Below are 16,210 nucleotides of genomic sequence, written 5' to 3' on the forward strand. Positions count from 1 at the left end.
ACGTCAGTCCCGGGGAACCCCGGTGGACCCCCGTACCATCAGCTCCCCGCGCACCGTCGCGATCCCGCCCGGCGGCGGCTCCTCGCGGCCCATGGCGATGCGCCCGGCGCGGGCGCCCGCCTCGGAGAGCGGCAGTCGTACGGTCGTGAGGGCGGGCACCGCGTCGATGCTGAACGGCAGATCGTCGAAGCCCGCGACGGACACGTCGGCCGGGATGCGCAGCCCCGAGTCGCGCAGAGCCGCGCACGCGCCCAGCGCCACGGTGTCGTTCGCGGCGACGACGGCCGTCAACGACGGGTCGCGGCGCAGGAGTTCGAGCGTCGCCTCGTAACCGGACCGGCGGTCGTAGCGGCCGTGCACGGTGCGCCGCGGGTCGTCCTCGATGCCGTGGGCGCCGAGCGCGGCGCGGTGGCCCTCCAGGCGGTGGCGGGTCGTCGTGCGTTCCTCGGGGCCCGCGATGTAACCGAGCCGCCGGTGGCCGAGCCCGATCAGATGCTCGGTGAGCTGCTTGCCGCCGCCGCGGTTGTCGAAGGTGAGCGCGATCGCCTCCGGCGCCTCGGGCGCGGGCGGCCGCCCGCACAGCACGACCCGGGTCCCCGCCTCCGTCAGCCTGCGCAGCTTCGCGGCGACGGCGGTGGCATGGGCGGCGTCCTCGATGGCCCCGCCGGTCAGCACGACCGCGGCGGCGCGCTGGCGCTGCAGGAGCGTGAGGTAGGTGAGTTCGCGCTCCGGGGAGCCGCCGGTGTTGCACACGACGCCGAGCCGCTCCCCGCCGGCGCGCCCACCGGGCCCGCCGATCTCGGACTGGATCGCCGCCGCCATGATCCCGAAGAAGGGGTCGGCGATGTCGTTGACCAGGATGCCGACGAGGTCGGAGGTCGCCGCGGCCAGCGAGCTCGCGGGCCCGTTCAGCACATAGTCCAGCTCGTCCACCGCGCGCAGCACCCGCTCACGCGTGGAGGAGGCCACGGGATAGTTCCCGTTCAGCACGCGCGACACCGTCGCGGGAGAGACCTGCGCGCGGGCCGCCACGTCCGCCAGGGTCACCGTCATCTCGTCGTCCTCCGGTCGCGCATCTCGTCGTACCTCTTCGTACGTCTCGTACGTCGTCGTGCCTGGTCATGCCTCGTCGTACGGCGTCGAACACGGAGTCGAAGGCCGAGTGCGCCGCGTCCCGTGGCCAGGGTCCGTGCAGACCATACGGCCATCAGCCCCCGTTGTTCGCCCCCTCGAACAACTCGTCTTCGCGGTGGTCTTGTCCGGACCGCTGCAGAGAGGCTAGCTTCTCAGCAGTAGAAAGCGCTTGCTGTCACGCTCACCTGTAAGCGTGCGCGGCGCCTGACGCGTACGAAGGGAATGACGTGACACGCAAGACGGTGCGTATCGCCATGAACGGCGTGACGGGACGCATGGGCTACCGCCAGCACCTCGTCCGCTCGATTCTCGCCCTGCGTGACGAGGGCGGCCTCGACCTCGGCGACGGCACCGTGCTGTGGCCCGAGCCCGTCCTCGTCGGCCGCCGCGAGCGCGCACTGAAGGAGCTCGCCGAGCGGCACGGCCTCGAGCACTGGTCGACGGACCTGGACGCGGTCCTCGCCGATCCGGCCGTCGACCTCTACTTCGACGCCCAGGTGACGTCCGCCCGCGAGGAGGCCCTCAGGAAGGCCGTCGCCGCGGGCAAGCACGTCTACACCGAGAAGCCGACCGCCACGGGCCTCGACGGGGCGCTCGAACTGGCCCGCCTCGCGCACGCCGCCGGCGTCAAGCACGGTGTCGTCCAGGACAAGCTGTTCCTCCCCGGCCTGCTCAAGCTGAAGCGGCTCATCGACGGCGGCTTCTTCGGGCGGATCCTGTCCGTCCGCGGGGAGTTCGGCTACTGGGTCTTCGAGGGCGACTGGCAGCAGGCCCAGCGGCCCTCCTGGAACTACCGCGCCGAGGACGGCGGCGGCATCGTCGTCGACATGTTCCCGCACTGGGAGTACGTCCTGCACGAGCTCTTCGGCCGCGTCACCTCCGTGCAGGCGCTCACCGCCACCCACATCCCGCAGCGCTGGGACGAGGGGGACAAGCCGTACGACGCCACCGCCGACGACGCCGCCTACGGCATCTTCGAGCTGGAGGGCGGCGCGGTGGCCCAGATCAACTCCTCCTGGGCCGTGCGCGTCAACCGCGACGAGCTCGTCGAGTTCCAGGTCGACGGCACGGAGGGATCGGCCGTCGCCGGACTGCGCAACTGCCGGGTCCAGCACCGCAGTTCGACCCCCAAGCCGGTCTGGAACCCGGACATCCCGGCCACCTACTCCTTCCGCGACCAGTGGCAGGAGGTCCCCGACAACGCCGAGTTCGACAACGGCTTCAAGGCCCAGTGGGAGCTGTTCCTGCGGCATGTCTACGCCGACGCCCCCTACCGCTGGGACCTCCTCGCAGGCGCCCGCGGCGTGCAGCTCGCCGAGCTGGGCCTGAAGTCCTCGGCCGAGGGCCGCCGCCTCGAGGTGCCGGAGATCTCACTGTGACGATCCGACTCCCGGGCGCCGACGGCCGGTTGCGGACCTACGAGCCGCGTACCGACCCCCTCGCCGTCCTTCCCGACGGCGCGCCCCTCGCCTCCCGCACGGTCTTCTCGGCCGCGCACGTCGTCGCCGACCCGTACGCGGACGTCTCGCCCGACGCGCCCGCCGCCGTCGACTGGGACGCCACGCTCGCCTTCCGGCGCCATCTGTGGTCGCACGGCCTCGGTGTCGCCGAGGCGATGGACACCGCCCAGCGCGGGATGGGCCTGGACTGGGCCGGGGCGGCCGAACTCGTCCGGAGGTCCTCGGCCGAGGCCCGGGCCGTCGGCGGCCGGATCGCCTGCGGCGTCGGAACGGACCAGCTCACCGGCCCGGCCACGCTCCACCAGGTGCGGGCCGCGTACGAGGAACAGCTCGCCCTCGTCGAGGAGTCGGGCGCGCGGGCGATCCTGATGGCCTCCCGCGCGCTCGCCGCGGCCGCCGCCGGACCCGAGGACTACCTCGACATCTACGGCCACCTCCTGCGCCAGGCCGCCGACCCGGTGATCCTCCACTGGCTGGGCCCGATGTTCGACCCGGCGCTGGAGGGCTACTGGGGGTCGCCCGACCTGGACGCGGCGACGGAGGTGTTCCTGGAGGTGATCGCCGCCCACCCGGACAAGGTGGACGGCATCAAGGTCTCGCTGCTGGACGCCCGCCGGGAGGTCGAGCTGCGCCGCCGCCTCCCGGACGGCGTCCGCTGCTACACCGGCGACGACTTCAACTACCCCGAGCTGATCGCGGGCGACGAGCAGGGCTTCAGCCACGCGCTGCTCGGCATCTTCGACCCGCTGGGTCCGGCGGCCGCCCGGGCCGTACGGGTCCTGGACACGGGCGACGTCAAGGGCTTCCGTGAACTCCTCGACCCCACCGTCGAGTTGTCCCGCCACCTCTTCCAGCCCCCGACCCGCTTCTACAAGACGGGCGTCGTCTTCCTGGCCTGGCTCGCGGGTCACCAGGAGCACTTCGCGATGGTCGGCGGCCTCCAGTCGGCGCGCTCGCTGCCGCACTTCGCGCGCGCCTACGAACTGGCCGACGGACTGGGCCTGTTCCCGAGCCCGGAACGTGCCGAGGCACGGATGAAGACCCTGCTGGCCCTGTACGGAGTGACCCCATGAGCAGCCTCGCCCGATTCTCCGTCAACCAGATGACGGTCAAGCAGCTCCCGATGCCCGAACTGGTCGAGGCCTGCGTGGAGATGGGCATCCCGGGCGTCGGTCTCTGGCGCGAACCCGTGCGGTCGTACGGCCTCGACGCCACCGCGAGACTCGTCCACGACGCGGGCCTGGCCGTCACCACCCTGTGCCGGGGCGGCTTCCTCACGGCGATCGACCCGGGGGAGCGGAAGCTCGCCCTGGACGACAACCGGGCGGCCGTCGACGAGGCCGCGACCCTCGGCACCGACACCCTCGTGCTGGTCTCCGGCGGTCTGCCGTCCGGCTCGAAGGACCTGCGCGGCGCCCGTGAGCGCATCGCCGACGCGCTCGGCGAACTGGGCCCGTACGCGGCCTCCCGCGGCGTGCGCCTGGCCATCGAGCCGCTCCACCCCATGTACGCCGCCGACCGCTGTGTGGTCTCCACCCTCGCCCAGGCCCTGGACCTCGCGGAGCGCTTCCCGGCGGAGCAGGTGGGCGTCACCGTCGACACGTACCACCTCTGGTGGGACGACACGGCGCCCGCGCAGATCGCCCGGGCGGGAGCCGGGGGCCGCATCCACACCTTCCAGCTCGCCGACTGGACCACCCCGCTTCCCGAGGGCGTCCTCAACGGCCGCGGCCAGCTCGGCGACGGCTCGGTCGACTTCCGCGCGTGGCGGGGTCACGTCGAGGCGGCGGGGTACGCCGGACCCATCGAGGTCGAGCTCTTCAACGACGGGCTGTGGGCCCGGGACGGGCGGGAGGTGCTGGCGGAGACGGCGGCGAGGTTCGTGGAACACGCCGGGTAAAAGAATCTTCAGAAGTCCGTGCAACCCTTCCCCGACCTCGCGGGTCGTACATGGCATCAGGACTTCTGGAGGGGGATCTGGGGGGATCGCGGGGGTTCTGATACGGAGGGGAAAGCCGAGGGGCCCGGTCGACGGACCGGGCCCCTCGAATGCTTTCGCGCGCCGCGACCGGACCCGGGGCGACCCGGACCGGCGCCACCCCCGCTCGTCCACAGTGCCCGGTCGCTGTCGGAGGCGGGCGGTACCGTCGGATCATGTCCAATCAGGCGGGGGCCGCCCAGACCGGCGAGCGGCGACTGGCCACGCTGGAAGGCGTGCTCGAACGCATCACGTACGCCAACGAGGAGAACGGATACACGGTCGCCCGGGTGGACACCGGCCGCGGCGCCGGCGATCTGCTCACCGTCGTCGGATCGCTTCTCGGAGCCCAGGTCGGCGAGTCCCTGCGCATGGAGGGCCGCTGGGGCTCCCACCCGCAGTACGGCAAGCAGTTCACGGTGGAGAACTACACGACGGTGCTCCCGGCCACCGTCCAGGGCATCCGCCGCTATCTCGGCTCCGGCCTGGTCAAGGGCATCGGCCCGGTCTTCGCCGACCGCATCACCCAGCACTTCGGACTGGACACCCTGCGGATCATCGAGGAGGAGCCGAAGCGGCTCATCGAGGTCCCGGGACTCGGCCCCAAGCGCACCGGGAGGATCGCCGACGCCTGGGAGGAGCAGAAGGCGATCAAGGAGGTCATGCTCTTCCTCCAGACCGTCGAGGTGTCCACCTCCATCGCGGTCCGCATCTACAAGAAGTACGGCGACGCGTCGATCTCGGTCGTGAAGAACCAGCCCTACCGCCTGGCATCCGACGTCTGGGGCATCGGCTTCCTCACCGCCGACAAGATCGCCCGGTCCGTCGGCATCCCGCACGACAGCCCGGAGCGCGTGAAGGCCGGCCTTCAGTACGCCCTGTCCCAGTCCACCGACCAGGGCCACTGCTACCTCCCCGAGGAGCGGCTGATCGCGGACGCGGTGAAGCTGCTCCAGGTCGACACGGGCCTGGTCATCGAGTGCCTGGCGGAGCTGGCCGCCCCGGCGGAAGAGGGCGAGGACCCCGGTGTCGTACGGGAGAAGGTCCCCGCTCCGGACGGCGGAGACCCGGTGACGGCCGTCTACCTGGTGCCCTTCCACCGCGCGGAACTCTCGCTCTCCGCCCAGCTGGTGCGCCTGCTGCGCAGCGACCGTGACCGGATGCCCGGCTTCCACGACGTGGCCTGGGACAAGGCCCTGGCGTGGCTGAAGGGGCGTACGGGCGCGGAGCTGGCCCCCGAGCAGGAGGCGGCGGTCCGGCTCGCGCTCACCGAGAAGGTCGCCGTGCTCACCGGAGGTCCGGGCTGCGGCAAGTCGTTCACGGTCCGCTCGATCGTGGAACTGGCCCGCGCCAAGGGGGCCAAGGTGGTCCTCTCCGCGCCCACCGGCCGTGCCGCCAAGCGGCTCGCCGAGCTGACCGGAGCCGAGGCCTCCACGGTGCACCGGCTCCTGGAGCTCAAGCCGGGCGGTGACGCGGCCTATGACAAGGACCGGCCGCTGGACGCCGACCTGGTGGTGGTCGACGAGGCCTCCATGCTCGACCTCCTGCTCGCCAACAAGCTGGTCAAGGCAGTGCCCCCGGGCGCCCATCTGCTCTTCGTCGGCGACGTCGACCAGCTGCCGAGCGTCGGCGCGGGCGAGGTGCTGCGCGATCTGCTCGCCGACCGCGGCCCGGTCCCGGCGGTCCGCCTCACCAAGGTCTTCCGCCAGGCCCAGCAGTCCGGGGTGGTGACCAACGCGCACCGGATCAACTCCGGGCAGCACCCCCTGACCGACGGCATGAAGGACTTCTTCCTGTTCGTCGAGGACGACACCGAGGAGGCCGGGCGGCTCACCGTGGACGTGGCGGCCCGGCGGATTCCGGCCAAGTTCGGGCTCGACCCGCGCCGGGACATCCAGGTCCTCGCTCCCATGCACCGGGGCCCGGCCGGCGCGGGCCACCTCAACGGCCTGCTCCAGCAGGCCATCACCCCCGGCCGTCCCGACCTCGCCGAGAAGCGGTTCGGCGGCCGGGTCTTCCGGGTCGGGGACAAGGTCACCCAGATCCGCAACAACTACGAGAAGGGCGAGAACGGCGTCTTCAACGGCACCGTGGGCGTCGTCACCTCGCTCGATGCGGTCGAGCAGCGTCTGACGGTGCGGACGGACGAGGACGAGGAGGTGCCGTACGAATTCGACGAACTCGACGAGCTCGCCCACGCCTACGCGGTGACCATCCACCGCTCCCAGGGCAGCGAGTACCCGGCGGTGGTGATCCCGGTGACCACGGGCGCGTGGATGATGCTCCAGCGCAATCTGCTCTACACGGCGGTCACCCGGGCCAAGAAGCTGGTCGTCCTCGTCGGTTCGCGCAAGGCGATAGGCCAGGCGGTGCGTACGGTGTCCGCGGGACGCCGGTGCACGGCCCTGGACTTCCGGCTGTCCGGCTCATGAACCACGGCCTCACGGCCGTCCGGTGGTGTGGACCGAGCACGTTCGGTGGCCGAACGGGGCCTTTCGGGCGCGGGACACGCTCCGTCACAAAAAATGATCGATCAAATGAGTCACGAAGGTCACAGAGCACTTCCAGTTGCGGGACGAACGGGGCAGGATGAGCAGGTTGGCGGCACTGAGTGCCGCCGATAGGCCCAATGGTCGACCCCGAGTGCACTCTCCAGGGCCAAATGGGGGATGGTAGAGACAGTCAGGGCACCTCGAAGAAGAGGCACAACGTCGGTGAGGGATGACGTGAGCGACAACTCTGTAGTACTGCGGTACGGCGATGGCGAGTACACCTACCCGGTGATCGACAGCACCGTCGGCGACAAGGGCTTCGACATCGGCAAGCTCCGCGCCCAGACCGGTCTGGTGACGCTGGACAGCGGGTACGGCAATACCGCCGCCTATAAATCCGCGATCACCTATCTCGACGGTGAGCAGGGCATCCTTCGGTACCGCGGCTACCCGATCGAGCAGCTGGCCGAGCGTTCCACCTTCCTTGAGGTGGCGTACCTGCTGATCAACGGTGAGCTTCCGAACGTCGACGAGCTCTCCACCTTCAAGAACGAAATCACGCAGCACACCCTGCTGCACGAGGACGTCAAGAACTTCTACAGGGGCTTCCCGCGCGACGCCCACCCGATGGCGATGCTGTCCTCGGTCGTCTCGGCGCTGTCGACCTTCTACCAGGACAGCCACAACCCGTTCGACGAGAAGCAGCGCAACCTCTCCACGATCCGGCTGCTCGCCAAGCTTCCGACGATCGCGGCGTACGCCTACAAGAAGTCGATCGGTCACCCCTTCGTCTACCCGCGCAACGACCTCGGGTACGTCGAGAACTTCCTGCGCATGACCTTCTCGGTCCCCGCCCAGGAGTACGAGCTCGACCCGGTCGTCGTCTCCGCGCTGGACAAGCTGCTCATCCTGCACGCGGACCACGAGCAGAACTGTTCGACGTCCACCGTGCGTCTGGTCGGCTCCTCGCAGGCGAACATGTTCGCCTCGATCTCCGCCGGCATCTCGGCCCTGTGGGGCCCGCTGCACGGCGGCGCCAACCAGTCGGTCCTGGAGATGCTGGAGGGCATCAAGGCCAACGGCGGCGACGTCGACTCCTTCATCCGCAAGGTGAAGAACAAGGAGGACGGCGTCCGCCTGATGGGCTTCGGCCACCGGGTGTACAAGTCCTTCGACCCGCGCGCCAAGATCATCAAGGCCGCGGCGCACGACGTCCTGTCCGCTCTCGGCAAGTCCGACGAGCTGCTGGACATCGCGCTCAAGCTGGAGGAGCACGCGCTCTCCGACGATTACTTCGTCTCGCGCAACCTCTACCCGAACGTCGACTTCTACACCGGCCTGATCTACCGCGCCATGGGCTTCCCGACCGAGATGTTCACGGTCCTGTTCGCCCTCGGCCGGCTGCCGGGCTGGATCGCCCAGTGGCACGAGATGATCAAGGAGCCCGGCTCCCGCATCGGCCGCCCGCGTCAGATCTACACGGGTGTCGTCGAGCGCGACTTCGTGCCGGTCGAGGCTCGCTGACGCCTGCACGACAGATCGCCGGGTCCCGTACGCGGGGCCCGGCGAACTCGTACCGCGGCAGAAAAACGGAAAGCGCCCTGCTACTGGTCCCCCCACGGGCCGGCAGTCAGGGCGCTTTCCTTGTCCCGGTGCGGATTCCCCCCACGGGATCCGGCCGGGCGTCTGTGGGACAGCGCCTGAATCGCTGTGTGCCGGCACGGGGCCGGCGGTGAGCCGAGCGAGCGGAGCTCGCTGTACTGCGGTGGTGCGGTGCGATCTGCCGGGACGCGTACGGATCGGGAGGGCCGCTCAAAGCTCCCCGGTGTACGTGCCCCGGCGACGCAATTTCCGGGAACGTCCCCCAAGACATCCCCAGATGCCAGTCACGCCCCCCAAGACGCTTCTGACATCGCCAACTTAGACTGACGAACCCCTTCGATGGTTACGTTCACGTCACTGTGATCTGTGTCTCTTGCATATGTCCTGAAGATAGGCAAGAGCCCCGATATGGGAATCGGGAACCAAGCGTAAGGAAGATGCGCGAGCCTTGTGAAGAGCTTATGTGAGGCTCCCGTTGGACTCTAGGGGGACTCATGCATCGTCGTCACGAGAATGCTCTGAGTCGAAGGCTGTTCGTGACCACGAACACGGACGAGAAGGCCATCGCCGCCCCCGCGATCATGGGGTTCAGCAGGCCCGCCGCGGCCAGCGGCAGTGCCGCCACGTTGTAGCCGAAGGCCCAGACCAGGTTTCCCTTGATCGTCGACAGGGTGCTGCGGGCCAGCCGGATCGCGTCCGCGGCCACCCGCAGGTCCCCGCGCACCAGCGTCAGATCGCTCGCCTCGATCGCCGCGTCCGTCCCCGTGCCCATCGCGAGGCCCAGATCGGCGGTGGCGAGCGCGGCCGCGTCGTTCACCCCGTCGCCGACCATCGCGACGGTCCGGCCCTCGCCCTGGAGCCGTCGCACCACGGCGACCTTGTCCTCGGGCAGCACCTCGGCGATCACCTCGGCGGAGCCGATGCCGACCGCCCGCGCCACTGCCTCGGCGACCGCCCGGTTGTCCCCGGTCAGCAGCACCGGTGTGAGCCCGAGGGCGCGCAGTTCGCGTACGGCCTCGGCGCTGGTCTCCTTGATCGTGTCGGCGACGGTCAGGATGCCCACCGCCGCGCCGTCCCGGGCGACCACGACCGCCGTACGGCCCTCCGCCTCGGCCGCGCTCTTCGCGCCTGCAAGCGCCTTCGGGAGCTCGTCCGGGAACCGGCCGACGGTGACGTCGTGGCCGTCCACCCGCCCGCGTACGCCGCGGCCGGGCACGTTCTCGAAGTGTTCCGGTACGGGAAGGGCTCCCACGCGCTCCTGAGCGCCTGCCGCGATCGCCCGGGCGACCGGATGCTCGGAGGCGTGTTCCAGGGCTCCTGCGAGCCGCAGGACGTCCTCCTCGGCGGTGCCGTCGGCGACGTACACCTCGTGGAGGCTCATGCGCCCCGTGGTGACCGTGCCGGTCTTGTCCAGCACGACGGTGTCGACGCGGCGCGTGGACTCCAGGACCTCGGGGCCCTTGATGAGGATGCCGAGCTGGGCGCCGCGGCCGGTGCCGACCAGCAGGGCGGTCGGGGTGGCCAGGCCGAGCGCGCACGGGCAGGCGATGATCAGCACGGCGACGGCGGCGGTGAAGGCCGCGACGGTGTCGCCGGTGACCGCGATCCAGGCCCCGAAGGTGCCGATCGCGACGAGCAGCACGACGGGCACGAAGACCCCGGAGATCCGGTCGGCGAGGCGCTGCACCTCGGCCTTGCCGTTCTGCGCGTCCTCGACGAGCCGTGCCATCCGCGCGAGCTGGGTGTCCGCTCCGATCCGGGTGGCCTCGACGACGAGCCGGCCCCCGGCGTTCACGGTCGCACCGGTGACGCTGTCCCCGACGGTCACGTCCACCGGCACCGACTCGCCGGTCAGCATGGACGCGTCGACGGCCGACGCGCCCTCCACGACGGTCCCGTCGGTGGCGACCTTCTCGCCCGGCCGTACGACGAACCGGTCGCCGACCGCCAGCCGTTCCACGGGGACGCGGACCTCACGGCCGTCCCGCAGGACGGCGACATCCTTGGCGCCGAGCTCCATCAGCGCCCGCAGCGCCGCCCCCGCGCGCCGCTTGGAGCGGGCCTCCAGGAAGCGGCCGAGCAGGATGAACGCGATGACGCCCGCGGCGACCTCGAGATAGAGCGTGGACGCCCCGTCCGTACGGGAGACGGTGAGCTCGAAGCCGTGCCGCATGCCCGGCATCCCCGCGTCGCCGAAGAACAGCGCCCACAGGGACCAGCCGAACGCGGCGAGCGTGCCGACCGAGACCAGGGTGTCCATGGTGGCCGCGCCGTGCCGCGCGTTCGTCAGGGCGGCCCGGTGGAAGGGCAGCCCGCCCCAGACCACGACGGGGGCGGCGAGCGTCAGCGAGAGCCACTGCCAGTTGTCGAACTGCAGGGCCGGGATCATCGACATGAGGACGACGGGCAGGGCGAGCGCCGCGGAGACGGTCAGGCGCTCGCGCAGCGCGGCCGTCTCGGGGTCGTCGTCGGCGGGCGGTGCCGTCTCCTCGGGCGCCAGGGGCGGCGGGGGTTCCTCGGCGGTGTAGCCCGTCCTCACCACGGTGGCGATCAGATCGGCGACCTGTACCCCCACGGGGTACGAGACCTTGGCCTTCTCCGTCGCGAAGTTGACGGTGGCGGTGACGCCGTCCATCCGGTTGAGCTTCTTCTCGACGCGTGCCGCGCAGGAGGCGCAGGTCATGCCGCCGATGGAGAGCTCGATCTCCGAGGTCGCGCCTATGGGTGTCTCGGGTGCTGCGGTGGTCATGATCCGGCTCCAGGAATGAGCCGGGCCGTGCGGAGCCGGTATCAGCCGGTCGGCACGGCCCGGTACGGAGGAGAGGGGCTGCTGAGTCCGCTCAGGCCGGGCCGACGAGCTCGAAGCCCGCCTCGTCCACCGCGGCGCGGACGGCGTTCCCGTCGAGCGCGGTCTCGGAGACGACGGTGACCTCGCCGGTCGAGGCGACGGCCTTCACCGAGGTGACGCCGGGGATCTCGGAGATCTCGCTGCTGACGGAGCCTTCACAGTGTCCGCAGCTCATCCCGCTCACCTGGTAGACGGCGGTGACGGAACCCGGGGTGTCGGTCTGCGCGGTCATGGCGTTGCTCCTCGTCGAGGCGTCCGGTGCGTGCGTGCGGGGAGGGGCCCCTGGGAACCCAGGGTTCTCCCCGATGGTCACCACACTATACCCCTAGGGGGTATTTATCCAAGCGAGCCCGGGTGTGCCCGGCGGCTGATTCCGGGTCGAGGATCACTGATTGATTTGTCCGAACCTTATGGCAAAGATCCCTGATGTCGCAGACGGGAAGACTGGTGCCGTCGATGCCCGGTGCGTTTGGCGTGACTCAGTGGCCGACGGGGTGCTCGTCCCCGAGGATCGGCTCCAGGTAGCGGTGCATGACCGTCTTCAGCTCCGCGACGTAGGCGTCCCGCTCGGCGCCCTCGTGGGACATGATCAGGGTGAGGCCGGCCTTGAAGAGGTGGAGCGTCATGTTCGCCGTGCGGGCGCGCTCGCCGGGCGGGAGGTCCGGCACACGGGTCGCGATCATCTCCTCGACGCGGGCGAGGAGGGCGCAGTGCACACTGCCGATCTCCTCGGCGATCGGTCCCGGGATGTCGGGACCGTGCATCAGGACGGCGAAGGCCGGGTTCTCGACGTTGAACGCGATCAGCGGGTCGAGGACCGCGTCGAGCATCCGGTCCAGCGGGAGGCCGATGTTCTCCGGCGTGAGCGCCTGTCCGTGCGACCGGGCCCAGTGCTCCAGCAGCTGGTCGCCGAGGCCGACCGCGATGGCTTCCTTGTTCGGGAAGAACTGGTAGAGCGTGCCGGGTGAGACGCCGGCCTCGCGGGCGATGGCGTTCGTGCTCGCCGCCGTGTAGCCGGACTGGCAGAACACGGAGGCCGCCGCCTCCAGGAGCTGGGCGATGCGGCGCTCGCCGCGGGCCTGCCTGCGGCGCGGCTTCTCCTCGGAGCGCTGCTGCCGCGTCGGTGACTCCTCGGCCTGCTGCTTCTCGGGCACGGTTATCCCCAGCTTCTCGGGACGCGATTGACAAACACGAGTGGTCGCTCGCATTCTTGAAAAACGCGAGCGATGGCTCGTGTTTGCCATTCTATGGCAATGGGCGATCCATGCTGCCTGCACGGGTGCGGGCCATCAGGATCACGGTGAAGGGGACACCGCATCATGTCCGAAGTCGACGACGCGGGTGACGGACCCGGAGCGAGGTCCGGCGAGGGCTCGGAGGCAGGCTCGGGCGGGGGTGGGCGGCTCGGCGGATGGACCCGGTTCGTGACCGCGCGGCCGCGGCTCTCCCTGCTCGTGGCCCTCCTGCTGACCGCGCTCGCCGTGGTCGCGGGCAGCGGGGTCGCCGACCGGCTGGGCAGCGGAGGCTGGGAGGACCCGACCGCGCAGTCGACGTACGCGACCAAGGCGCTGGAGCGGGAGTTCCCCGCCTCGCAGCCCAATCTGCTGCTCCTTCTCGACGCGGGCGCCGCCTCGGTCGACGACCCTTCCGTCGCCGCCGAGGCCAAGCGGCTCACGGCACGCCTGGCCACCGAGCGGGGTGTCACGGGCGTCGGTTCCTACTGGCAGTCCGGTTCCCCCGCGCTGAAGGCGCGTGACGGACACGAGGCGCTGATCGCCGCGCGCATCACCGGCGACGAGAAGACCGCGTCCGACACCCTCGACCGACTCGCACCCTCCTTCCGCGGAAGGAGCGGCCCCGTCGAGGTCGAGGTCGGCGGACCGGTCGCCGTCCGGCACGAGATGCAGACGACCATCCGCGAGGACCTGACCCGGGCCGAGATGATCGCCCTGCCGGTGACCCTCCTGCTGCTGGTCATGGTCTTCGGGAGCGCCGTCGCGGCCCTGCTGCCGCTCGGGGTCGGCATCATCGCGATCCTCGGCACCAACGCCGTGCTGCGCGGCCTCACCGAGGTCACGGACGTCTCGGTCTTCGCGATGAACCTGACCACGGCCCTCGGTCTCGGTCTCGCCATCGACTACGCCCTGTTCATCGTCCGCAGGTTCCGTGAGGAGCTGGCCACCGGCGCCCCGCCGCGCACCGCGGTCGGCACCACCCTGCGCACCGCGGGCCGCACGGTGCTCTTCTCCGCCCTCACCGTCGCGGTGTCCCTGGCCGCGATGCTGCTCTTCCCGCAGTACTTCCTGCGCTCCTTCGCCTACGCCGGCATCGCCGTCGTGCTGCTGGCCGCGGCCGCCGCCCTGATTCTGCTCCCCGCGGCGCTGGTGCTCCTCGGCGACCGGGTGAACTCCCTGGACCTGCGGCGCCTGTTCCGCCGCGGAAGGCCGCGTCCGGCCGACGGCGGGGCCGCCTGGGGACGCATGGCCTCCCTCGTGATGCGCAGGGCACCGCTCTTCGCGGTGGCCACCACGGCCGGCCTCATCGTCCTCGGACTGCCCTTCCTGGGCGTGAAGTTCGGCACGGCCGACGACCGCCAGCTGCCCTCGGGCGCGGAGTCCCACATCGTCCAGCAGCACATCCGCGACGGCTTCCCGGGCAGTCCCGGCGGCGGTCTGGAGGTCCTGGCCGAGGGAGCGGCCACCCCGACCCAGTACGCCCGGTACAGGGAGCGGATCGCCGCGCTGCCCGAGGTGCTGCGTGTGGACGGGCCCCTGGTGAAGGGCGACGCGGCGTACTTCACGGTGCTGCCGAAGGGCGAGGCCGTGGACGAGGGGGCCCAGCGGCTGGTGGGCGAACTCCGGGCGGCGGACGCTCCGTTCGAGACCTCCGTGACCGGCACGGCGGCCGTCCTGGTCGACTCCAAGCACGCGATAGCCGACCGGCTGCCGTGGGCGGTCGCGTTCATCGCGATCGTCACGCTGTTCCTGGTGTTCCTGCTGACCGGCAGCGTGCTGATCCCGGTCCAGGCGGTGCTGCTCAACGCGCTCAGCCTGACCGCGATGTTCGGTGCGGTGGTCTGGGTCTTCCAGGACGGCCATCTCTCCGGCCTCCTCGACTTCACCAGCTCCGGTTCGATCGAGACGACCCTCCCGGTCCTGATGTTCTGCGTCGCCTTCGGCCTCTCCATGGACTACGGCGTCTTCCTCCTCTCCCGTATCAAGGAGGAGTACGACCACACCGGCGACCACCGGGAGGCGGTCCGCTTCGGGCTCCAGCGCACCGGCGGGCTCATCACCGCCGCCGCGGTCATCCTCGCGGTGGTGATGGTCGCCATCGGCACCTCCCGGATCGCCAACACCAAGATGCTCGGTCTGGGCATCGCGCTCGCCGTGCTGATGGACGCGATGGTCGTCCGCAGCCTGCTGGTCCCGGCGGTCATGCGCCTGACCGGCCGGGCCACCTGGTGGGCGCCCGGACCGCTGCGGCGCTTCCACGACCGGTTCGGACTCAGCGAGGGGGAGGCGCCGGAGGCGGCCCCGGTACCGGCGACCGAGCCCGGCCGGGACAAGGCGGGCGCGCGCGGATAGCGTTCCCGGGGAAGGTGATCTCCGGGCGGAGGGCGGAAGCCGATGCGGGCAGTGGTGTTCGAGCGGTACGGGGAGCCGGCCGAGGTGCGGGAGGTGGCGGACCCGGCGCCCGCGGAGCACGGGGTCGTGGTGCGCGTCGAGTCCACGGGGCTGTGCCGGAGCGACTGGCACGGCTGGATGGGCCACGACCCGGACATCACGCTGCCGCATGTTCCGGGGCACGAACTCGCCGGGGTGGTCGAGGCGGTGGGCGCCCGGGTGACCGGCTGGCACTCCGGCGACCGGGTCACCGTCCCCTTCGTGTGCGCCTGCGGAAGCTGTCCCGCGTGCGCGGCGGGCGACCAGCAGGTGTGCGAGCGGCAGACCCAGCCGGGGTTCACGCACTGGGGTTCCTTCGCCCGGTACGTGGCGCTCGACCACGCCGACGTGAACCTGATCGCGGTGCCGCCGGAGTTGTCCTTCGCGACGGCTGCCTCGCTGGGCTGCCGGTTCGCCACGGCGTTCCGGGCGGTGGCCGCCCAGGGAAGGGCGGCCGCGGGGGAGTGGGTCGCGGTGCACGGCTGTGGCGGTGTCGGCCTCTCGGCGGTGATGATCGCGGCGGCCTCCGGGGCCCGGGTCGTGGCCGTCGACGTGTCACCCGCGGCGCTCGACCTCGCGCGGAAGTTCGGGGCGGCGGAGTGTGTGGACGCCTCTGCCGTGGCCGACCCGGCGGAGGCGGTCCGTGAACTGACCGGCGGTGGCGCGCACGTGTCGCTGGACGCCCTCGGATCGCCCGCCACCTGCGCGGCCTCGGTGAACGGTCTGCGCCGTCGCGGCCGGCACGTCCAGGTCGGCCTGCTGCCCTCCCCGACCGGTACGACCCCGGTCCCGATGGCCCGTGTGATCGGCCTCGAACTCGAACTCCTCGGCAGCCACGGCATGGCCGCCCACGCCTATCCGGCGATGATGGAACTGGTCCGTGCCGGGACGCTCCGGCCCGACCTCCTGGTGACGTCCACCATCACACTGGACGCGGCACCGGCCGCACTGGCGGCCATGGGTTCGGCACCGGGCTCGGGGGTGACCGTCATCGAGCCGTGGAGCTGACGGTCCCGTGGAGCTGACGGTCC

At 71.0% G+C, this 16,210-nt stretch carries 11 protein-coding genes; 7 read left to right on the forward strand and 4 right to left on the reverse strand.

The window, feature by feature from the left end; translation table 11 throughout:
- Positions 1–3: 3 nt before the first annotated feature.
- Complete coding sequence (locus OOK38_RS18730) at positions 4–1,053, reverse strand: LacI family DNA-binding transcriptional regulator (RefSeq protein ID WP_266758980.1); 1,050 nt, start codon at positions 1,051–1,053, stop codon at positions 4–6.
- 308 nt (positions 1,054–1,361) lie between these two features.
- Between OOK38_RS18730 and OOK38_RS18735 the strand changes: the two genes are divergently transcribed.
- The 5 genes from OOK38_RS18735 (at position 1,362) to OOK38_RS18755 (ending at position 8,588) form a co-directional block, all read left to right on the forward strand.
- Positions 1,362–2,513 (forward strand): Gfo/Idh/MocA family protein, encoded by a 1,152-nt coding sequence (locus OOK38_RS18735; RefSeq protein WP_266758979.1) that lies wholly within the window; start codon positions 1,362–1,364, stop codon positions 2,511–2,513.
- A complete protein-coding gene (locus OOK38_RS18740; protein ID WP_266758977.1) occupies positions 2,510–3,667 on the forward strand; it encodes a dihydrodipicolinate synthase family protein in 1,158 nt (385 codons plus the stop codon). Before OOK38_RS18735 ends, OOK38_RS18740 begins: the two co-directional genes overlap by 4 nt.
- Positions 3,664–4,494, forward strand: a complete 831-nt coding sequence (locus tag OOK38_RS18745; RefSeq protein WP_266758975.1) for a sugar phosphate isomerase/epimerase — start codon at positions 3,664–3,666, stop codon at positions 4,492–4,494. Before OOK38_RS18740 ends, OOK38_RS18745 begins: the two co-directional genes overlap by 4 nt.
- Before the next feature lie 254 nt (positions 4,495–4,748).
- The gene (locus tag OOK38_RS18750; protein ID WP_266758973.1) at positions 4,749–7,004 is read left to right on the forward strand and encodes an ATP-dependent RecD-like DNA helicase; all 2,256 of its coding nucleotides are present in this window, start codon (positions 4,749–4,751) and stop codon (positions 7,002–7,004) included.
- 294 nt (positions 7,005–7,298) lie between these two features.
- Complete coding sequence (locus OOK38_RS18755) at positions 7,299–8,588, forward strand: citrate synthase (protein ID WP_266758971.1); 1,290 nt, start codon at positions 7,299–7,301, stop codon at positions 8,586–8,588.
- A 583-nt stretch (positions 8,589–9,171) separates the two neighbouring features.
- Here the strand turns inward: OOK38_RS18755 and OOK38_RS18760 are convergent.
- The 3 genes from OOK38_RS18760 to OOK38_RS18770 all read right to left on the reverse strand — a co-directional run bounded on the left by OOK38_RS18760 (position 9,172) and on the right by OOK38_RS18770 (position 12,668).
- Positions 9,172–11,415 carry a cation-translocating P-type ATPase gene (locus OOK38_RS18760; protein ID WP_266848598.1) on the reverse strand — a complete coding sequence of 748 codons (2,244 nt, stop codon included), beginning with the start codon at positions 11,413–11,415 and terminating at the stop codon, positions 9,172–9,174.
- A gap of 91 nt (positions 11,416–11,506) precedes the next feature.
- Positions 11,507–11,746 (reverse strand): heavy-metal-associated domain-containing protein, encoded by a 240-nt coding sequence (locus OOK38_RS18765; protein WP_266758967.1) that lies wholly within the window; start codon positions 11,744–11,746, stop codon positions 11,507–11,509.
- Positions 11,747–11,993: 247 nt separating this feature from the next.
- Positions 11,994–12,668, reverse strand: a complete 675-nt coding sequence (locus OOK38_RS18770) for a TetR family transcriptional regulator (RefSeq protein WP_266848599.1) — start codon at positions 12,666–12,668, stop codon at positions 11,994–11,996.
- A 165-nt stretch (positions 12,669–12,833) separates the two neighbouring features.
- Here OOK38_RS18770 and OOK38_RS18775 point away from each other — a divergent pair, with 165 nt between their 5' ends.
- Both OOK38_RS18775 and OOK38_RS18780 read left to right on the forward strand, forming a co-directional pair.
- The gene (locus tag OOK38_RS18775; RefSeq protein WP_266758964.1) at positions 12,834–15,101 is read left to right on the forward strand and encodes an MMPL family transporter; all 2,268 of its coding nucleotides are present in this window, start codon (positions 12,834–12,836) and stop codon (positions 15,099–15,101) included.
- A 42-nt stretch (positions 15,102–15,143) separates the two neighbouring features.
- Positions 15,144–16,187 (forward strand): zinc-dependent alcohol dehydrogenase family protein, encoded by a 1,044-nt coding sequence (locus OOK38_RS18780; RefSeq protein WP_266848601.1) that lies wholly within the window; start codon positions 15,144–15,146, stop codon positions 16,185–16,187.
- Positions 16,188–16,210: the final 23 nt, after the last annotated feature.

The organism is Streptomyces sp. NBC_00568, assembly GCF_026341855.1.
In the GTDB taxonomy this organism is placed as follows: Bacteria; Actinomycetota; Actinomycetes; order Streptomycetales; family Streptomycetaceae; genus Streptomyces.